This is a genomic window from Natrarchaeobius chitinivorans (assembly GCF_003841505.1).
Taxonomy (GTDB): Archaea; Halobacteriota; Halobacteria; order Halobacteriales; family Natrialbaceae; genus Natrarchaeobius; species Natrarchaeobius chitinivorans.
In genome coordinates, this window is record NZ_REGA01000008.1 from 54,964 (window position 1) to 74,008 (window position 19,045).

Genomic DNA, 19,045 nt, shown 5'->3' on the forward strand with positions numbered 1-19,045 from the left:
GTATCGATACCGACGCTCGAATCTTAAAAGCCACCGATGGGTCGACCTCATGGTACCCAGAGTGAATCGACGGAAAGCGATCGGAGCGAAACATCGAAGCACCTCGAGTGTATACACTCGTGTGTACATGCCCGACAAGACGATCCGTGTCTCCGAGGAGACGTGGCGGAGACTGCGGGCTCGCAAACGGGGCGAGGAGAGTTTCGACGCCGTCATCGAACGTGAACTCGAAGACGGTGATCCACTGGCCGGTTTCGGTGAGTGGAGTGATACGACGATCGACGACGCCGTCCGAGAGGTCAAATCCGAACTGGACGAGGATTTCGAAGTCGATCCATGAAAATCCTCGACAGCAGTTACTTCGCCGACTTTCTGCGCGGTCGAGAGTCGGCGAAACAGTACCGTCTCGACCACCAACACGAGAACTTCGTGCTCCCGTCGGTCGGCCACTACGAACTGTATCACGGTGCTGTCAAGGAACAGCGCGATCCCGTTCTCGTCGACGACCACCTGCCGTGGGTCGAACGCCTCGAATACACTCGAGAACACGCGCTCGAATCGGCCCGCATCCGTCAGGAACTGGAAGCAAACGGACTGCGTATCCAGCACCCGGATATGATGATTGCCGGTGTCGCGCGAACGCTCGGAGCCCCGATCGTCACGTCAGACGCCGGATTCGAGCGTATCGACGGCCTCGAAATCGACAACCACCGCGAACTGTACTGAAACTGACTCCGTCTCGAGACGCTCGCTTCGCTCGCCGACCGGGTCCAAACTACCCGCTCACTCCTCGTCTTCGAACACGAACGTCCCGTCCTCCTGGACCCGTTCGCCGTCGACTTCGATGAACGAATCGCTCCGAACTTTTTCGCTGGGTCCTCGCTCACGTCGTTCGCTCGAACCCAGCCAAAAACTTCGATGAAAAAGTCCACGACTCACTGACGTTCGTCGCAGCCAATACTCTTCACGGCTCGCTTCGCTCGCCGACCGGGTCCAAACTACCCGCTCACTCCTCGTCTTCGAACACGAACGTCCCGTCCTCCTGGACCCGTTCGCCGTCGACCTCGATGAACGAATCCTCGCTCATGTCGACGATCATGTCCACGTGGACGGCGGAGTCGTTTTGCTCGTTGCCCTCGCCGACGGTGTCGTCGTAAGCCCGGCCGACGGCCATGTGGACGGTGTCGCCCATCTTCTCGTCGAACAGCATGTTGTACGTGAACTGGTCGATGTCGCGGTTCATCCCGATACCGAGTTCGCCGAGTCGGCGCGCGCCGTCGTCGGTGTCGAGCACCTCGGTGAGGACCGCCTCGTTTTTCGCCGCCGAGTGATCGACCACGTCGCCGCCCTCGAACTCGAGGTAGACGTTCGTAATCTCCCGGCCCTGATGGTAAAGCGGCATGTCGAACAGCACCTCGCCCTCGACGCTGTCGGGTTGCGGGGCGGTGAAGACCTCGCCGCCCGGCAGGTTGTGCTCGCCGTGGTCGTTCAGCGTCGGATTCCCCGAAAGCGACATCGTTACGTCCGTGGTGTCGCCGCTTTTGATCCGGATCTCGTCTGCCGGATCGAGGATCTCTACCATGTTCGCCTGATGCTCGCGCTGGGCCTCCCAGTCTTTGTTGACCGCGTCCCAGACGAAGTTCTCGTAGGCCTCCGTGCTCATCTCGGCGAGTTGCGCGTTCGCCGGAGCGGGATACTGCGTGAGACACCAGCGTTTCGAGAGGCGCTTTTCGAGGATCGGTCGCTGGGCCTGACTGTAGGCGGCGCTGGTCTCGGGATCGACGTCCGCAGTCTGGGTGACGTTGTCGCTCGCCCGGATGGCGATGTAGACGTCGGTGTTCTCGATGAGCGCGAGTTCGTGTTCGGGCGTCTCGAACTCGAGATCTGCGTCGTCGGCTGCAGCCCGGAGGTACGCACGCTGCTGTCGTTTGCCGGTTCGCTGACTCGTCGTCACCGGGTTCGCACCGCGGTCCCCGACGACCTCGTGGAGTGCAACGACGAGATCCTCGGCGACGGGATGGGCGTCGATTACGACGTTATCGCCCTCCTGCAGGTCGACCGAGTGGTTCGCGATGATCTCGGCGTGTTCGCGAATGCGCGGGTCCATGTGCCACACGTACCCGAAGCGCCGGGATACCGTTTTCGAATCGGCCCTCGAGAGGGGATCGTCATCACGGGACGTGTCCCCTCAGAATCGAATCGCCCGGGACCGAATTCGAAAGAGCGTGTCCAAACCGAACGGAGCGCCACCCCCGCGACGAAGTCACGCCGCAACCACCCCGTTGCTTTCTACTTCGTGTGCAAGTGTTTCGCCGCTTCGCGTACAACCTCGAAAGAACGTGACTAATCATGAGCGTTACCGTAGAGATTGCCGAAGGTCAGAGTATACGGGTCGTCGAAGACCGGATCGAAACGCAACCACCAGATCGACTCGCGTTCGAAATCGAAGGAGTTCTATCGATGACCGACCAGTTGTTGGCCCAGTTCGAGGGAACGACGCTGAAGCCCTCGCAGATCGAAATTTCGACCGGTGACGCCGAATCGGTCGAGATCGATCTCACAGAAGAGCCGTCGCTCAGACTCACGGCAATGGACGTCGGCGTACAGACGCCGGATTCGGACGATCTCTCGGAGGGGATCGACACCCTTCGGTCGACGATGGGCGATCCAACGGAGATCGTCGACGCGAAACCGGCTGCGCTCGCGTTTACCGTCGAAGGTTCGATTTTGGACGTGTCCGAGGAGACGTTCGACACACTCACCGAGGGGGACGTATCGATCGAAACGCTCAGCTTCGCCGTCGAAGACGCGAAGATGAGCGACGGTGGGTCGGCCGACGACGTGATGCTCGAGATTGGTCTGCTCGGATACGGCATCACTGTCCGCCGGGACGGGACCGTCACCATCGGTATCCCGGGAGTTTCGGCCGGAACCGGGCTTCTTTGAGACGGGACGGTGCCCGTCAGTATCGGTGCGACCGCGGAGAAGCCGACCCCACCGCCGAAACGGTACAACAATCCGTATGAGAGGCGACAGTCGGAGTTCTACCGGGAGTATCTCCGAACCCTTTCGACCAGTTCGAGGATAAAATGACCCGATACATTTCGAGGTTCGCCTGTCTCCGTGGCATCCTACCGACGGTTCTCACAATTGCCATAGGGAAGCCGAGCGGTGGACAACCAGAACGTCTTGAACGCTCGAATCGTCGTTCGAAGCTCGTCGGGACCGTCCGGTCTCGGTAGACAGGCGTTCACGTTCAGTTCATACACCTCGCGAACCTGTTTCTCGGTTACTGTTCCAGTAACGACGATAACGGGGATGTGTGCGTGAGCCGGATCGTCGTTCAATTCAGAGACGACTTCTTTGGCGCTCAGTCCTGAAAGGTGCCAGTCGAGAATAACGAGATCGGTCGGTGGGACGTCGGAGTGCTCACCACGCTGGTTTACGAAGTCGAGTGCTTCCGATCCAGTAGAAACAGTGTGAAGTACGCTCGAGAGGTTCAGATCGTCACAGATCTCTTCGACGAGACGCGCGTCGCCCGGGTTATCCTCTACGAGCAGGATGGTCCGGTGTCGACTCGCGTCGTCGTTACAATCAGCCATGTTATCAGTTACCGTGTGATGGTCATGAACATTGCCTCTTCTCGCAACGGTTATATCATTTAGCTGATATCACTCCGGCGGCTACTGTACGTCGCCTGTACTTCGACTTGTCCAAACAATTACAGAAGATGTATCATAAACGTATCGTCGAACAGGCAGATTTGGGTCGATCCTTCCTCCGGAGGAAATCCATCAGCGGGTTCGACGGGAATTACATGAAGTCCTCGATCCCCGACTGCTTGTTCTTGTCGTTTTCGAAGATACTCTCGAGGGCCCGTTCTAACACCTCGAGGCGCTGTTTGGTGTAGTCCCGGCAGTCGTACTCGTCGGCCACCTGGATCGCGGTCTGCATGTACTTGTTCACCGATCCCTCGTGGACGGTGAGGTTGACCCGGCCGCCACACTCCCGGCAGTCGCCGGTCAACGGCATCCGCCGGAACTTCTCGCCACAGTCCAGACACCGGGTTTCCTGACGGGAGAACGCACGGAGGTTGCCGATCAAATCCGGCAGGAAGTGGTACTCGATCACCCGCTCGGCGACGTCGGTCTCGTCGACCGCCTCGAGTTTCCGCGAGAGCTCGAGCTGGGCGTCCATCTTGTCCATCATCGAACCGAGCGTCTTGTACGCCGAGAGATCCGGCCCCATCGCGATGTCTGTCGTGTCGTGGGTGTGCTCGAAGCCGGTGTACTCGCCGTCGGTGCCCAGCGTGTCCTCACCGATCTGGATGTCGATGGATTCGGGATCGGCCTGCTCGAGGGTCGCCTCGTAGAACTCGCGGGGATACCGCGAGACGATGTCCATGTTGTGTGCCTCGTCGTCGATCTCGGAGGGATCGATGCGCGAGGACATGACCAAAGGTGCGTCCATACGCCCGCCCCGTTTATTTGGCAAGAAGCTGATGCTAAAGTTCAGTAGGCCGTCCATGAGCAGCATCACACAATCTTCGTCACCGTCGCAATTTCGGCGTTTCGCGGCGTGAAAGTACGGATGTGCGTATCCGACCGCGGCACTCGTGAAACCAATCACTCTCCCGACAGTTGCCGCGCTCGTGTGGGGCGCCATCCCGAACACCAGTTCCCCCACGAGGTCCTGGCGATCCTCGAGTTCGTAAAACGGCTCGAGGCCGTAGTACTGCTCGAGCAGGTCGTCGACGAAGTCGGCGGTCTGTAGCATGTGCTCGGCTGCGCCGTCCGAGAGGACGACGTCCTGTACTCTGAGTTCGACGAGCTGGTCTTCGTGGGTGAGCGGATCGCCGTGGACGTCTTCCTCGTAGCCCAGTGCCTGCAACTGGCCGACGTCGATATCGAGTTCGCTGGCCCGAACCGACGTGACGGGGAGGTCGGTCATGTCGTAGCGGACGGTGCCGTCTTTGAACGAACTCACGTCGTGTTTCGCCCGGAGAATCCCTTTCTCGATCGGTTCTGGGATTTTGTTCGCCGAGGAGAGGCCCTTGACGCCTTTCAGAATCTCGAAGGCGTTCTCGCGTTCCCCGACGGACTCGAGGGCGTCCCGGTACTCCTCGTGGACGTCGATTGCCCGGGATTCGACGCAGGTGGCTTCGCGCTCGCAGTGACCGCACTCGACGCGGCCGGCCTCGTCCGGCTCGATTCGCTGGTCGCAGTCGGGACACCGGTAGTCGGGGACCGTCCGGTCGTTGCACTCGGGACAGCGATTCTTGAACGTCTCCGCTCCGCAGCTCTCACAGCGCTGTCGGCCGATCTGTAGTTCGACGACGCCGGGCGTGTCCGACATCGTCTCGGCGTGTTTGGCGGCGTCGGCGACGTTTCGCTGTGCGCCCCCGGCCTCGCCGATCGGAAACAGCGTGTGGACCGGCGGACTCAGGTCCCGGCGCTCGGATTTCTCCGGCCGACCCATGCGATTCCCGACTCGTGTGGGCGCACGCTCGCGAACATCGAACGGAGCGACCTCGTTGACGGCCTCGATCGCGTTCGCGCCGTCGGGTTCGTCCTCGTGGCCCCAGTTTCGAGCGCGTTCGGAGAGGTCGTCGTCGCGCCAGGTTCGCTCGAGTTCGATACTCGGCGTCCCGTCTCGCTCGCCCGAGTCCATCGTCGCACCGTCGGCGACCGCCCGCCGAGGTTCACAGCCGACCGTCCGCACGAACGGCCGCCAGTCGTCGAGTTCGATCCGGTTTTCGTCCGGACGCTGGCGGTGTTCGACGATGATCGTCTCGAGGGCGTCCCGAACGGACTCGCTGTACTCGAGGACGAGCGGTCCGCCGTCGTCGGGGTCGCCTTCGACCCGGCCCTCGGAGACGGCGGCCGCGAGCTCACAGAAGGCGTCGACCGAGAGGTCGTGCCAGAGGTAGGTGTACTGTGGATGCAACGGCGCGTCGTACGTCGTGGCCCACTCGAGGGCCTCGTCTGGGTCGGGATCCTCGAGTTCGATCCTGGGATCGTCTTTCAACGCCTGCGTGTCCGCGCCCGCGGCGTCCATGTCCTGAATCCACCACTCGTAGACGTAGGATGCCGGCGAGAGGGGGTGGTTGTTCTCGACAAACTCGCCGTAGTTGACCAGATACTCCCCGGTGTCGAGGATCTTCTCGACGCCGTTTCTGATCTCGAGGGCTTCGGCGGGGTCGTCGATCCGGCGAACGTCGCCGTTTGCGAGTTTGACCGTCGGTCCGTCGATGGTGTCGACGGGGACGATTCCGTGGGCTTTCCCCGGCCGCTCGGTTTTGATCTGTGTGCCCGTCGCGAGGAAGTCGTCGACGAGGTGCATCGTCGCGGGGTGGATCCCACCGGTCGCGAAGCCGTGATTGCGCGCACGGCCGTACCGGAGTCGAAAGCCGCCTTTGGCGCTGGGGTGAGAGAAGACCGGACGCCCGGCGATCAGGTCCCGGAGGAACTTCTTCGAGGGCTCGGCGCGTGGCGGTCCGGGCGGTTCGTCGTCGTCGACACCGTCTTCGTCGGCCGCCCCGTTCGCTTCGCCCGCTTCGTCGTCCGACTCCGCGTCGTCCTCGAGTTCCCCCTCGTCGACTGTGTCGTCCTCGCCGTCACCGTAGTTTCCGTCGATGAGATCCTGCAGCCACGGCCAGTCGATCTCGTCCAGGTTACGGGTGTATCGCTGTATCTTCGGCGCTTTCAACGCGATTCCCTCGCCGAGGACGAGACACATACCACCGCGGGCGCTGTTCGTATCGACCCGTTCGAGGTCCCGAAAGCCCGACACCTCCTCGTCGCCGGTGGCCTCCCCGTCGAGCATGATCGGGATGTTTTTCGCGATGAACTTGGCCTCCTTCGGCTTCGGAGTGTACTGGAGTCCGGTCTCCCTGTCGTAGAGGGCGATCTCCTCGGCGTAGCGTTCGACCTCCTCCGCGCGGGGGTCGTACTGTTCGATGCCGACGAGCGCACGCGTATAGTCCGCGACGAGCACCGAAAGTGCCTGTGCCGTCCCGCCAGCGGAGCGGATCGGGCCGGCGTAGTATACGTTGACGAACTCCGTCCCGTCGTCGTTCGTCAGGATCTCGACCCTGTCGATCCCCTCGATCGGCGCGGCGACGACGCCCTCGGTCAGCAAGGCGACCGCAGTCCTGACAGCGCCCTCGACCTTGCCCGCTTTCGTCTCGTAGTCGCCGACGCGGCCCTCCGCAAAGTCCTCCGCGAGTTCGAGGGCGGCCTCCTCGCGAGACATCTGCCCCTCGAGTTCGCGGACCCGCGTTGCGACGCCGTCGATGCCGAGGATGTTCTCGACGCGGTCGGCCATGTCCTTGGCGACCGGAATCTCGACCTCGGGTTCGGGATCGCCCCCCCGTTCTTTCGCACGCTCGGCGACGTCGAGCGCCTCCTCGAGCCCCGTTTCGAGCCGGTCGAAGTATCGTTCGTCTTCCGGGCGCATCTCAGAGCCAGAGGTCGAGGTCGGTCGTCTCGTCGCGCTGGCGCTCGAGTGCGCCCTCGAAGACGCGCATGTACACTTCACCGGCCCAGACGGTTGCTTCGTTCAGGTGGCCCGCGACCGCGTTCCCGTCGGGATCGGAGAGTACTACGTGCGTGTGCGCGAACCGGTCGCCGTCCAGAAGCGAGACGTTCCCGACGCAACTTGCGACCTCGAGGGGTTCGTCGAACGCGATCGGTTCGTACTCGCAGGTGTCCTGATCGTAGAACCAGCACTCGGCATCCTGGACTGCGCCCAGTGCGGTAAACCACGCTGCGTCGGCGTCGACTTCCTCGGCCAGCGACTCGATCTCGGCTCGCCAGTCGGCCCCCGTCTCGAGGCGAGCGACGTACTCGTCGGTGGTTTCGACGGCTCGATAGTTCATACGCCACTACTGTGTGCGCGGGGAGAAAAAGGTCACCGGTCGCCGAGGACGTCGGATCGAGGCCGCGGGTTGGCGGGGGCGTTCACGCATCGACCGCCCCAGTCGGTATCGGACACCGGCTCCGAGACGCGGTTAGTCCGTCGATTCCCGAGCGAACGGGCGACTGACATCGCTGACCGGGTCCCAGTCCCGTTCGCTCGTCGACCGATGACCGAAATCCGGCCCTACCGGACGAGTTCGCTCGTCGGTTCGGGTTCGAAACGTTACCTGACTAGATAGATATGTCCACTGATGTACAGAGATACACTTCCCAATACATACACGATTTCTGATGATAATAATCGTTCACAGACGACTTTGTTACACATAGATTGTTAAATGAATATTCGTGTTAGACGAACAAAGACCAAAACCAATAAGGGTTGTCCCCACGGCAATATGCGTATCATGGGAACTAATCACCATGACCTCACCCGGCGACGCTTACTCGCCTCGGGTGCGACGGTCTCCGCAGCAACAATCGCAGGGTGTATCGGTGGGAACGGCGAAGGAAATGGCAACGGCAACGGTAACGGTAACGGTGCCGACGATGGGAACGGCGGGGCCGGCGACGGTCAGGCCACGCTGGAGTTTACCCAGGAACTGGAACGGGACGAGGACTTCGACCCGATCCACTCCAACGACGCCTACAGCACGCAAGTGTTCAAGCTGGTCTTCGACGGCCTCTACACGTGGGACGAGGGCCTCGGTCTCGAGCCACAGCTCGCAGTCGACATGCCCGACGTCGAACGCGACGGGACGCGCTATCTGTACGAGATCCACGACGGCGTCGAGTTCCACAACGGCGAGGAGATGACGGCCGAGGACGTCGCTCACTCCTTCATGGCGTTCCAGGAAGAAGAGAGCGTCAACGAGGCCCAGTACGACATGATCGACTCCGCCGAGGTCGTCGACGACTACCAGGTGCAGGTCGACCTCGATCACCCCTTCGGTCCGTGGGAGCTCCAGACGATGGCGATCTACGTCGTCCCGGCGAGCGAACGCGAAACCGAAGAGGACCGCGAGGAGTTCAACACGAACCCAATCGGTTCCGGTCCGTTCGTCTGGAGCGACTTCGCGCACAACGAGTACGTCACTCTCGAGCGAAACGACGACTACTGGGGCGAACCGATGCCCAACCTCGAGGAGATCACGTTCGTCGACAACGTCGACCCCGCCAGCCGTATCAGCGAGATCCGCGCCGGCGACACCGACGCCATCGCCGACGTTCCGAACGACGACTTCGACGATCTCGAGGCCGAAGACGGCGTCGACGTCCACATCTCCGAGAGTCCGTCGTACATGCACCTGACGTTTAACTGTCGGGACGACGCGCCGACGGGCGACGCCGACGTCCGCAGAGGGATCTGTCACGCCTTCTCGATGACGGACTTCGTCGAGTCCCGGCTGGAGAACGTCGCGGACCCACTGTCGGCACCGATTCCGCCGATCACGAACGAGCAGTGGGAGTTCCCACTCGACGACTGGCACGAGGAGTACTACCCGGACTACGATCCGGATCAGGCACAGGAACTGCTCGACGGTGCGGTCGACGACGACTGGAGTCCACGCATCCTCGCGCCCGGCGACCACCGGGGCGATCTCGCAGAGCGGATCGTGACCCGCCTGCACGAGCTCGGCTACGACGGCGCCGAAGCCGTCACGCTCGAGTTCGGGCCGCTGCTCGATCAGACAGTCTACAACGAGGATCCGAGCCCGGACGACTTCCAGGCGTACCTGCTCGGCTGGACCGGCGGTCCGGACCCCGACGCCTACCTCTACAACCTCTATCACGAGAGCCAGGAGGGAATCAACCAGGCGCACTTCTACGAAGGAAGTGCGGACTTCCACGACAACATCGCCGCCGCCCGCGAGTCGGCGGACTTCGACGAACGGTACGACCTCTACGAGGACGTCATGATCGAGATGCTCGAGGAGCTGCCGTCGCTGCCGGCCTACTCGTTCCGTAACACGATGGCATCGCGTGATTACGTCCAGGACATGCAGGCACACCCGATGACCCAGCAGAACCCGCGCATCGTCTCGGGCTACTCGAACGTCTCGATCGAGTAATCGCGGCCGGTCGGGGCCATCTTTATAATGAGTGAGCGACCGACGAACGAACAACGGCGGGACACAGCGAACACATACGACACTACATGGGACTGCTCCGATATACGATCGGCCGCTTGATCCAGGCGATTCCGGTGCTGATCGGGATCACCGTGATCACGTTTATCCTCGCGAATTTAGCGCCCGGTGACCCCGTTCGGCTCATGTTACAGGGCCAGGAGGTCGATCAGGAACTGATCGAGCGCGTCGAACAACAGTACGGCCTCGACAGACCGATTCACGAACGGTACGCGACGTACATGATTAATCTCCTCCAGGGAGACCTCGGGTACAGTATTCACCGCGACCGGCCCGTAACCGATCTGGTCATTCAGCGATCCGGGCCGACGCTCATGCTCGTGCTGTCTGCGTACGCGTTCGCACTCGCGACCGCGATTCCACTCGGGATACTGGCCGCGACCAGACGAAACGAGCCGACCGACCACATCTCGCGAATCGTCGCCCTCATCGGCGTCAGCACGCCGTCGTTCTGGATCGGCATCATGCTGATCCTCGTCTTCGCGATCCAACTCGGCGTGTTGCCCTCGAGCGGGCTGGTCTACCCCTGGTGGGGGCCGGACCACTACGGCTACAGCGGCTATCCCGAGTTGATCTATCAGACGATCAGACACCTGCTGTTGCCGATGATCGCACTGGGAACGCTGCAGATGGCGACGCTGATGCGCGTCGAGCGCACTCAGATGATCGAATCGCTTCAGGGAGAGTACGTCAAACTCGCACGCGCCTACGGCGTTCCGGAACGAACCATCCTCCGGAAACACGCCTTCCAGGTCGCCCAGCTCCCGATCATCACCATCGTCGGACTCAACCTCTCGACGGCACTTGGCGGAGCCGTCCTCATCGAGTACGTCTTCAACATCAACGGTCTCGGAAGACTGCTCCTCGAGGCGATCATCGGGCTCGACTACCAGCTGATCATGGGGATTACCGTCGTCATCGGAACGATGTTCGTCGTGGGCGTCATCATCACCGACATCTCGTACGCCTACGTCGACCCCCGCGTAACCTACGGAGACCGTGATTAACGATGGCAATCGGAGAATCACAACTCGACAGTGACGGCCCGTCCGAGGACGTCGACGCACAGTTCGGCTGGCGGTACACGTTCGGCAAGGTCATGCAGGACACCACCGCACGGTGGGGGCTGTACGTCGTCGCCTTCGTGTTGCTCGTCTCGGCGTACACGCTCATCGACAGCAACCTCTCGCGTCTGACCTTCGGTGCGGTGTCGGATTTCGCCGCAGCGGAGGCGCTTCCGATTTTCGAACACCCCGAGCGGATTCCGCCACCGGGAGAGATAGACGGAAACGTCCCGCCGGCGTTTCATCCGGACGGAACGCTTTCGCACCCACTCGGAACCGATCCCGACGGTCGGGACTACTTCACCAGAATCGTCTACGGCGCACAGGTGTCGGTCAGCGTCGGCATCGTCTCGACGATGATCGGCTTCGTCGGTGGAACGATCATCGGTGCCGTCTCCGGGTTCTACGGCGGACGGGTCGACGACATCCTGATGCGGATCGTCGAGATCATTTACGCGATTCCGCCACTGATCCTCATCATCGTCTTCATCGTCTTCGTCAGCGGTGGTACGCCGGACATCAGGTACGCAGTCATCGGCGTCGGAATCACGTTCATCCCGATTTTCGCCCGGATCATCAGAAGCGAGGTGCTCTCGGTCCGGGAGATGGACTACATCGAGGCCGCGAGAGCCTCCGGCGTCAAAAACCGAAACATCATCCTCAGACACGTCATTCCGAACAGCTTCGCGCCCGTGCTCGTCTACGCCAGCCTCCAGATCGGCGTGACGATCCTCGTCGTCGCGGGACTCTCGTTTCTTGGCTTCGGCGCACAGCCGCCGACGCCAGACTGGGGCCAGATGCTCAACGTCTCACACGGCTACATGCACTCGAACGTCTGGCTCTCTATCTGGCCGGGGGTCGCGATCCTCGTGACGATCATGGGGTTCAACCTCTTCGGTGACGGCCTGCAGGACGCACTCGATCCACGAATCAACGACTAACCATGGCTGAACCACTACTTCGCGTCGAGAATCTCAAGACGCAGTTCTTTACGGACGCCGGTACAGTGCGCGCGGTCGACGGCATCTCCTTCGAGGTTCACGAGGGCGAAATCGTCGGTCTCGTCGGGGAAAGCGGCGCGGGCAAGAGCGTCGCCTCGATGAGCCTGCTCAGGCTCGTCGAGAGCCCCGGCGAGATCGTCGGCGGCGAGATCACCTACAAGGGAGAGACCATCTTCGGCCTCGAAGAGGGGCCGGACGGCGACCTCCGCGAACGTGAGGACATGCTTTCGAACGTGGAGATGCGCGATCGGATCCGCGGCAACGAGATCGCCGTCATCTTCCAGGATCCGATGGAGTCGCTCAACCCGGTCTTCACCGTCGGCGGCCAGTTACGGGAGTTCATCGAACTCAACCGCGGACTGGGCAAAGACGAGGCTCGCCAGGAAGCGATTCAGATGCTTCGCGAGGTCGGCATTCCCGATCCGGCCGAACGGTACCACGAGTATCCCCACCAGTTCTCCGGCGGGATGCGCCAGCGGGTGCTGATCGCGATGGCGCTTGCCTGTGAGCCGAATCTCATCATCGCCGACGAGCCGACGACCGCCCTCGACGTCACCGTCGAGGGACAGATCCTCGAACTGGTCGACGACCTCCAGGAGAAATACGACACGAGTTTCATCTGGGTCACCCACGACATGGGCGTCGTCGCCGAGATTTGCGATCGGGTGAACGTGATGTACCTCGGCGAGATCATCGAACAGGCACCCGTCGACGAACTGTTCCACGCGACGAAACACCCCTACACCACCGCCCTGTTGAACTCGATGCCCCGACCCGATCGAACGGTCGAGGAACTCGAGCCGATCGAGGGCGTGATGCCCGAAGCGATCACGCCACCCTCCGGCTGCCGATTTCACCCACGCTGTCCCGACGCGAGGGAGGTCTGCAAACGCGTCCATCCCGACAACGAGGTGATCGAACACGCCGCAGGATATCCTCACCGAGCGGCCTGTGTCAAACACGACGTCTTCGACGTCGGCTACGACGAGAGCGTCCCGCTCGAGAAAGAGCCACAGGTAACGGCGGGAACCCCTGGCGGGGGTGAAGAGCAATGAGCCAACGCGGTGGACTCGGCTCCGAGATGACGGGCGAAGACGTCCCCTTCGGCGAGACGCTCGTCGAAGTCGACGGACTCAAAAAGTACTTCACCCAGAGTTCGGGCCTGTTATCGGGGCTCTCGCTCGAGCCCGACCAGTTCCCGCCGATCAGCGTCGGTCGACAGCAAGTCAAAGCCGTCGACGACGTTAGCTTCGATATCCGACGCGGGGAGACGCTCGGACTCGTCGGCGAATCCGGCTGTGGCAAGAGTACGCTCGGGCGAACGATCCTTCGATTGCTCGAACCGACGGACGGAAGCATCCGCTTCAAGGGAGAGGATCTGGCCGACGTCAGCGGTGAAACGCTCCGACAGAAACGCTCGGAGATCCAGATGATCTTCCAGGATCCCCAGTCGTCGCTCGATCCGCGGATGAAGATCGGCCAGATCATCGAGGAACCGATGCGGGCTCACGACATGTTAGACGACGAGGGTCGGGAGGATCGAGCCAAGATGCTCCTCGAGAAGGTCGGTCTCGACCCACACCACTACAACCGCCACCCGCACGCGTTCTCGGGCGGCCAGCGCCAGCGGGTCAACCTCGCGCGTGCGCTGTCGGTCAACCCGGATTTCATCGTCTGTGACGAACCAGTCTCGGCACTCGACGTCTCCATCCAGGCTCAGGTGTTGAACACGATGGAGGAACTGCAAGAGGAGTTCGGGCTGACCTACCTCTTTATCGCCCACGACCTCTCGGTGATTCGTCACATCTCCGATCGCGTGGCCGTGATGTACCTCGGCAACGTCGTCGAACTCGCCGGAAAGGAAGAACTGTTCGAAAATCCCCAACACCCCTACACGAAGGCGTTACTCGAGTCGATTCCGGTGCCCGACCCGCGCCAGCGGGACGTCCGCGGCGTACTCGAAGGCGAAGTGCCGAGCCCGCTGAATCCACCGTCGGGGTGTCGATTCAGGACGCGATGTCCGCGGCTGATCGCACCCGATACCTACGAGTGGACCGACGAGGAGTGGGACCGAACGCGGGCGTTCATGCGCGCGGTCAAGCGACAGACGTTCGAACCGATGACCGCAAGCGAGACGCGCGCGGAGTTTTTCGGTGGCGACCTCCCGGACGGTGCGGCCGGCGACGTGGTCTCCGAGGCGATCGACCTGATCGCGACCGATCGGACGAACGGCGACGATGGCGACGAGGCAAAACTCGTCGAGGGCGTCGACTGGGACGGCGCGACGGAACTGCTGCTCGAGTCCTTCGCCGAAGAGAGCATTTGCGCGCGCGAACAGCCCGCATACGAGATCGAGTCGCAATACGGCGACGAGCCACACCACGCGGCCTGTCACCTCCACCGATAACCCACACGGACGATCATCGCGAAAACGCTTATGGAAACCGGGGGCGAAGTTACTCGTGTATGAGTAAACTTCTCCACGCGATCGCGATCGGGACGACCACCGGCGAAAAGATTCGACGAACGATCGAGCACTCGCCCGACCTCGGCGACGGACAGGCCGACGACCGGCCGTCGGGACGGATTCCACCCGGCGGATACCTCACCGGGTGATCTGACGGCCCGTCGTGAGTCGACCACATCGACAAACTCGTTTTGAGACGTTTCGATCGGGGAGGGAGACGGTACGTTCCTCGAGGACGCCTATCACAGGACTCGAGAACGCGTTCGTCAGGAGCACATCGGCCAGACTCGGGAGTGGAAAACGAGGGAAAACGGAGAATTCAGGGCCGAAAGCCGAGAAACGAGCCGAATCCGCTACCCGAGGAGGTAGCGCAGTTTCGGGAAGCGTTCGACGATCGGGTGTTCCTCGATGTAGCGGTCGAGGCCGACGATTCGACCGGCCGCGAACGCGCCGAGTGCGAGGAAGACGGCGGCGTAGACCAGTTGATCGTTGACCAGCCCGGTGGCGACGTCCCAGCTGCCGAAGTAGAACAGCACCATCTGGGTGGCTGCTCCGAGGGCAGCGAGTCGGACGAAGACGCCGGCGATCAGCGCCAGTCCGATCAGCAACTGCGTCCAGGGGACGATGACGTCGACGGCGGCCATCATCGCACCGCTTTCGGCCATCAGCGCGAAGAGCCCGCTCGCCGGACTCGCCGCGTCGACGTTGGCGAGATAGCCGTAGGCGCTGAACTCGCCGGTAACCTTCCCCCAGCCCGCGCTCAGCATGATCCAGCCCATGATGAGCCGGAGTCCGACGACCGCCCACGCGCTCAGCTGGTGTGGACGACCGTCTATCGTTACGCCACCGAGCTTGCTTTCCAACCGGTTGACCGAAGATGTTTCCATAATCGTTCACCTCTCACGGTTTTAGCTTGGACGGATACCCACATATAAGTGGAATACGATTCCCAGAACTGAGGAACGGTCGTCACAACCAGGGAAGCGGTCCCCACGCGGCGAACCCGAGGAACGCACCGACAACGACGGCGGCCACCAGTCCGCGGGTGAGCCACGGCTCGAGGCGCTCGCGCCGAGTTGTCACCCGAACCCGGGGGACGCGCTCGACCTGTCTGATCCCGCTGTCGGAGCGGTAGGTAAACACCACCGGAATCGCGTACTCGCCCGGCGGAGTCGAATTCCGCGTGTTGATCTCGAGGAGGTAGGCCGGTTCGCCGGTCCGGTTCCCGTCGAGGGGTTCCCACCGGAGCGTCCCCCCGGCGTCGCTCGAGTCGCGTCGAAACAGGGTCGACTGGCCGCCGTCGGTCGGCTTCCCAGCCTGACCTGCTCGAGCGGCTTCGAGGCCCGCGTCGGCTGCTATCTCCGCTGATTCGGCTGTCCCGAGGCCCGGATTCCGTCTGACGACGCCGGGATCGTCGAGGTCGATCAGTTCGTCGCCGTCGTAGAATACGCTGAGATCGTTCTCGGCGACGCGGCCGGTGCCGGAGACGAACACCCCCAGTTCGATCGGTTCGCCGGGATCGACGCGATCCGTTCTGAGAAAGACGTCGAGTTCGTTCTCGTCGATCTCGGCGGTTCCGGCGACGGAAACGGCGATCTCGAGTTGCCCGTCGGAATCGATTCGGGAGCGCTCGAGGAGGGGGGCGATCGGGTGTCCACCGTCGTCGCTTGCGTCGCCGTCTGCCGAGTGGCCCATTGAACATCCGACTATTACGGCCACCCGAGTTGAGCGTAACGGCCGATTCGCCGTCTGACGGCACTGACGCCAGCTGTTCGTTTCGCCGTCTGGCGGCACTGACGACGGCTGTACGTTTTCGCCCTACGTTCCGTGATCCCAGCTTCCCATGTACTCGCGCTGGGTAGCAGAAAGCGAGTCGTACTCGACGCCTTCGGCCTCGAGTTTGATCTCGGCGATCTCCTCGTCGAGTTCGTCCGGGACGTCGTGGACGCCCGCGTCGTACTCGTCGCTGTTCTCGAGCATCTCGCGCACGCAGACGGCCTGGACGCCGAAGGATTGATCCATCACTTCGACGGGATGGCCCAGCGAGACGGGGGCAGCGAGGTTGACCAGTCGCCCCTCGGCGATGACGTTCAGCCGGCGACCGTCCTCGAGTTCGTATGCGTCGACGCCGTCGCGGGCCTCGTAGCGGTCGACCGCGAGGTCGTCGAGGGCCTCGAGATCGATCTCGATGTCGAAGTGGCCGGCGTTCGCGAGCAGGACGCCGTCTTGCATCTTCTCGAAGTGCTCCTCCACGATGACGTCGCGGTTTCCGGTGGTCGTCAGGAAGACGTCGCCCACCTCGGCGGCTTCGGCCATCGGCATGACCTCGTAGCCTTCCATGTGTGCCTCGAGGGCGCGGCGTGGCTCGACTTCGGTGACGATGACGTTCGCGTTCTGGCCCGCGGCCTTCTTCGCGACACCCTTTCCGCAGTAGCCGTAGCCCGCGACCACGACGTTCTTGCCGGCCCACGAGAGGTTCGTCGTCATCGCGATGGAGGCCAGCGAGGACTCGCCGGTGCCGTGGACGTTGTCGAACAGACGCTTCATCGGCGTGTCGTTTACGGCGAAGACGGGATACTCGAGTGCACCGTCGTCGTCCATCGCACGCAGGCGATGAACGCCGGTCGTCGTTTCCTCTGCACCGCCGACGATGCCGTCGATCAGCTCGGGATAGTCCTCGTGGATCGCCGCGACGAGGTCCATTCCGTCGTCGACCGTCACGGTCGGCTCGTGGGCGATGACGGCCTCGATAGCGGCGTAGTACTCCTCGTCGTCGACGCCGCGTTTGGCGTAGCAGGTGATGTTCTCGTGGGCGTCGAGGGCCGCGCTGACGTCGTCGTGCGTCGACAGCGGATTACAGCCCGTGACTGCGACCTCCGCGCCGCCGTCCGCGAGCGTCTCGACGAGGATCGCCGTCTTCGCTTCCACGTGCATCGCCATCGCGATCCGCTCGCCCTCGAAGGGCTGGTCTGCGAGGAACTCCTCGCGAACGTGCTCGAGAATCGGCATGTGCTGGGCGGCCCAGTCCATCTTTCGTCGCCCCTCGGTTCGGGCGTCGTCGACGTCGTCCAGCTGTTCGCTGATCGGCGGATACGAACTGTCTGTCATACCTCGACAGAGAGCGACCGGAGGCAAAACGCTACCGAACCAGAGACGCCACGGATCGATCCGAGCCGGCTCCGAAGCCGGTTCGTCCAGGTTCGGTGATCGAGAGTGTGCCCGGACACGTCTCCGGTCGGAGCCGCGAGCGCACGGGCTCGATGCTCGTGCGTGCGGGCGAGACGACACCGGCGACGACCGTGCCTCTGACACTGGCGTCCGTTCGTCGTCGGCCGGTATCGGTCGGGAAACGAGAGCGGACGTCAGGGCGGACCGGCGTGGTCCGGTGGCCCCTGACCGTCGTTGGCGTCGGACTGCCCGTTGCCCACGCCGTTCGGTCCGGCGGATGTCTCGTCGTTCGCATCGACGTCCTCGTCGTCACCGTCTTCGTCATCACCGTGCGGACCAGCGTGGTCCGGCGGGCCCGTTCGGTCGGACTGACCGGCGTGATCCGAGCCGTTACCGAGGTTGTTCTCCTGGACGAAACTCGAGACGAGGAGGCCGAGCGGACCGGATTCGTTCTGGTGGTCGTGGACGAACGACGAGACGAGTTGCCCGAAGGTGCCCTCGTCCGCGTCTTCGTCGTCTACGGGCTCGAGCGTCGCCGTCGTCTCGGCGGACGCGTTGCCGGCGGTCGCGTTGAACGAAACGTCGACCGTCTCGGCCGGGGGCTCGAGCGACAGGGTTCCGTTCGCGTCAGTTTCGTACGTTCCTTCGTTAGCGTACGATGCGTTCTCCTCGACGACCGTCACGTCGACAGTCGCCTTCGCGACGCCGTCGTCTTCGCCATCGGTGACGGTGACGGTCACACCGTCAGTTCCGTCGACGTCGATCGAGAGGTTCTCGGGGGCCGAATCGTCCGGCTCGTCTGCCGGCTCGAGTGTCACGCTCGTTTCGGCAGTTTCGTCGCCGGCTGATGCAATGATGGTAACGTCGATCTTTTCGTCGGGGTCGGGAAGCGCGACCGTGCCGTTTTCGTCGGTCACGTGTTCGCCCGTACCCGCGTACGATTCGTTGCCGTCGACCGAGACGTCGACCGTGGCGTTTTCGATCGGCGTCTCGTTCGCCGTCACGGTCACGTGCCCGTCGCCCTCGACGAGTATCGACAGATCGTCGACCTCGTGTTGATCGGCTGTGGCCGCGCCGGCTCCCAGCGGAGCCAGCAGGGATATCGTGACGATCACCGCAAGCGTCGTCGCAATTCGTCGGTCTCTCATAACCCGGCCGGATCCACCGGCGATCGGCGAATAAACCCCACCGGCAGTTACCGACGGTTTTCGATCTCTACAACTTGTCGAGAACTGTTTGTAGCGTTTATCGTCCGCTTTGACGGTTCAATTTTCGT

17 protein-coding genes are annotated in these 19,045 nt (G+C 62.5%); 9 read left to right on the forward strand and 8 right to left on the reverse strand.

What is annotated here, in order from left to right; genetic code table 11:
* Positions 1-127: 127 nt before the first annotated feature.
* Positions 128-340, forward strand: a complete 213-nt coding sequence (locus EA473_RS10680; protein WP_165875260.1) for an antitoxin VapB family protein — start codon at positions 128-130, stop codon at positions 338-340.
* The gene (locus tag EA473_RS10685) at positions 337-726 is read left to right on the forward strand and encodes a PIN domain-containing protein (RefSeq protein WP_124195655.1); all 390 of its coding nucleotides are present in this window, start codon (positions 337-339) and stop codon (positions 724-726) included. Before EA473_RS10680 ends, EA473_RS10685 begins: the two co-directional genes overlap by 4 nt.
* 280 nt (positions 727-1,006) lie before the next feature.
* Here the strand turns inward: EA473_RS10685 and EA473_RS10690 are convergent, their stop codons facing one another.
* A complete protein-coding gene (locus EA473_RS10690; RefSeq protein WP_124195656.1) occupies positions 1,007-2,107 on the reverse strand; it encodes an aminopeptidase in 1,101 nt (366 codons plus the stop codon).
* Positions 2,108-2,349: 242 nt separating this feature from the next.
* Between EA473_RS10690 and EA473_RS10695 the strand changes: the two genes are divergently transcribed.
* Positions 2,350-2,946, forward strand: a complete 597-nt coding sequence (locus EA473_RS10695) for a hypothetical protein (protein WP_124195657.1) — start codon at positions 2,350-2,352, stop codon at positions 2,944-2,946.
* Positions 2,947-3,131: 185 nt separating this feature from the next.
* On the opposite strand, the gene EA473_RS10700 is transcribed toward EA473_RS10695, so the two are convergent.
* The 3 genes from EA473_RS10700 to EA473_RS10710 form a co-directional block, all read right to left on the reverse strand.
* On the reverse strand, positions 3,132-3,602 hold the full coding sequence (locus EA473_RS10700; protein WP_124195658.1) for a response regulator: 471 nt from the start codon (positions 3,600-3,602) through the stop codon (positions 3,132-3,134).
* 211 nt (positions 3,603-3,813) lie between these two features.
* Positions 3,814-7,458, reverse strand: a complete 3,645-nt coding sequence (locus EA473_RS10705) for a DNA polymerase II large subunit (RefSeq protein ID WP_124195659.1) — start codon at positions 7,456-7,458, stop codon at positions 3,814-3,816.
* Position 7,459: 1 nt separating this feature from the next.
* Positions 7,460-7,879 (reverse strand): PPC domain-containing DNA-binding protein, encoded by a 420-nt coding sequence (locus EA473_RS10710; protein ID WP_124195660.1) that lies wholly within the window; start codon positions 7,877-7,879, stop codon positions 7,460-7,462.
* A 447-nt stretch (positions 7,880-8,326) separates the two neighbouring features.
* Here EA473_RS10710 and EA473_RS10715 point away from each other — a divergent pair, with 447 nt between their 5' ends.
* The 6 genes from EA473_RS10715 to EA473_RS22265 all read left to right on the forward strand — a co-directional run bounded on the left by EA473_RS10715 (position 8,327) and on the right by EA473_RS22265 (position 14,750).
* Positions 8,327-9,991, forward strand: coding sequence for an ABC transporter substrate-binding protein (locus EA473_RS10715; RefSeq protein ID WP_124195661.1), 1,665 nt, complete (start codon positions 8,327-8,329; stop codon positions 9,989-9,991).
* An 86-nt stretch (positions 9,992-10,077) separates the two neighbouring features.
* The gene (locus tag EA473_RS10720; protein WP_124195662.1) at positions 10,078-11,076 is read left to right on the forward strand and encodes an ABC transporter permease; all 999 of its coding nucleotides are present in this window, start codon (positions 10,078-10,080) and stop codon (positions 11,074-11,076) included.
* A gap of 2 nt (positions 11,077-11,078) precedes the next feature.
* A complete protein-coding gene (locus EA473_RS10725; protein ID WP_124195663.1) occupies positions 11,079-12,074 on the forward strand; it encodes an ABC transporter permease in 996 nt (331 codons plus the stop codon).
* Positions 12,075-12,076: 2 nt separating this feature from the next.
* Entirely contained in the window at positions 12,077-13,189 is a 1,113-nt protein-coding gene (locus tag EA473_RS10730) for an ABC transporter ATP-binding protein (protein WP_124195664.1), read from the forward strand.
* Positions 13,186-14,541, forward strand: a complete 1,356-nt coding sequence (locus EA473_RS10735; RefSeq protein WP_124195665.1) for an ABC transporter ATP-binding protein — start codon at positions 13,186-13,188, stop codon at positions 14,539-14,541. The genes EA473_RS10730 and EA473_RS10735 overlap by 4 nt, the downstream gene beginning before the upstream one ends.
* 59 nt (positions 14,542-14,600) lie before the next feature.
* A complete protein-coding gene (locus EA473_RS22265) occupies positions 14,601-14,750 on the forward strand; it encodes a hypothetical protein (RefSeq protein ID WP_165875261.1) in 150 nt (49 codons plus the stop codon).
* Between the two features lie 204 nt (positions 14,751-14,954).
* Here EA473_RS22265 and EA473_RS10740 read toward each other — a convergent pair whose 3' ends face one another.
* From EA473_RS10740 to EA473_RS10755, 4 genes are all read right to left on the reverse strand, one after another.
* Positions 14,955-15,488, reverse strand: a complete 534-nt coding sequence (locus EA473_RS10740; protein WP_124195666.1) for a DoxX family protein — start codon at positions 15,486-15,488, stop codon at positions 14,955-14,957.
* An 82-nt stretch (positions 15,489-15,570) separates the two neighbouring features.
* Positions 15,571-16,296 carry a hypothetical protein gene (locus tag EA473_RS10745; RefSeq protein ID WP_124195667.1) on the reverse strand — a complete coding sequence of 242 codons (726 nt, stop codon included), beginning with the start codon at positions 16,294-16,296 and terminating at the stop codon, positions 15,571-15,573.
* 123 nt (positions 16,297-16,419) lie between these two features.
* Entirely contained in the window at positions 16,420-17,709 is a 1,290-nt protein-coding gene (locus tag EA473_RS10750; protein ID WP_124195668.1) for an adenosylhomocysteinase, read from the reverse strand.
* Positions 17,710-17,963: 254 nt separating this feature from the next.
* Entirely contained in the window at positions 17,964-18,917 is a 954-nt protein-coding gene (locus EA473_RS10755) for a hypothetical protein (RefSeq protein WP_124195669.1), read from the reverse strand.
* Between the last annotated feature and the right edge of the window lie 128 nt (positions 18,918-19,045).

Bases quoted from the DNA above. Each gene is read 5' to 3' on its own strand.
- EA473_RS10680 (WP_165875260.1), top strand. From the start codon at position 128: ATGCCCGACAAGACGATCCGTGTCTCCGAGGAGACGTGGCGGAGACTG.
- EA473_RS10685 (WP_124195655.1), top strand. From the start codon at position 337: ATGAAAATCCTCGACAGCAGTTACTTCGCCGACTTTCTGCGCGGTCGA.
- EA473_RS10690 (WP_124195656.1), bottom strand. From the start codon at position 2,107: ATGGACCCGCGCATTCGCGAACACGCCGAGATCATCGCGAACCACTCG.
- EA473_RS10695 (WP_124195657.1), top strand. From the start codon at position 2,350: ATGAGCGTTACCGTAGAGATTGCCGAAGGTCAGAGTATACGGGTCGTC.
- EA473_RS10700 (WP_124195658.1), bottom strand. From the start codon at position 3,602: ATGGCTGATTGTAACGACGACGCGAGTCGACACCGGACCATCCTGCTC.
- EA473_RS10705 (WP_124195659.1), bottom strand. From the start codon at position 7,458: ATGCGCCCGGAAGACGAACGATACTTCGACCGGCTCGAAACGGGGCTC.
- EA473_RS10710 (WP_124195660.1), bottom strand. From the start codon at position 7,879: ATGAACTATCGAGCCGTCGAAACCACCGACGAGTACGTCGCTCGCCTC.
- EA473_RS10715 (WP_124195661.1), top strand. From the start codon at position 8,327: ATGGGAACTAATCACCATGACCTCACCCGGCGACGCTTACTCGCCTCG.
- EA473_RS10720 (WP_124195662.1), top strand. From the start codon at position 10,078: ATGGGACTGCTCCGATATACGATCGGCCGCTTGATCCAGGCGATTCCG.
- EA473_RS10725 (WP_124195663.1), top strand. From the start codon at position 11,079: ATGGCAATCGGAGAATCACAACTCGACAGTGACGGCCCGTCCGAGGAC.
- EA473_RS10730 (WP_124195664.1), top strand. From the start codon at position 12,077: ATGGCTGAACCACTACTTCGCGTCGAGAATCTCAAGACGCAGTTCTTT.
- EA473_RS10735 (WP_124195665.1), top strand. From the start codon at position 13,186: ATGAGCCAACGCGGTGGACTCGGCTCCGAGATGACGGGCGAAGACGTC.
- EA473_RS22265 (WP_165875261.1), top strand. From the start codon at position 14,601: ATGAGTAAACTTCTCCACGCGATCGCGATCGGGACGACCACCGGCGAA.
- EA473_RS10740 (WP_124195666.1), bottom strand. From the start codon at position 15,488: ATGGAAACATCTTCGGTCAACCGGTTGGAAAGCAAGCTCGGTGGCGTA.
- EA473_RS10745 (WP_124195667.1), bottom strand. From the start codon at position 16,296: ATGGGCCACTCGGCAGACGGCGACGCAAGCGACGACGGTGGACACCCG.
- EA473_RS10750 (WP_124195668.1), bottom strand. From the start codon at position 17,709: ATGACAGACAGTTCGTATCCGCCGATCAGCGAACAGCTGGACGACGTC.
- EA473_RS10755 (WP_124195669.1), bottom strand. From the start codon at position 18,917: ATGAGAGACCGACGAATTGCGACGACGCTTGCGGTGATCGTCACGATA.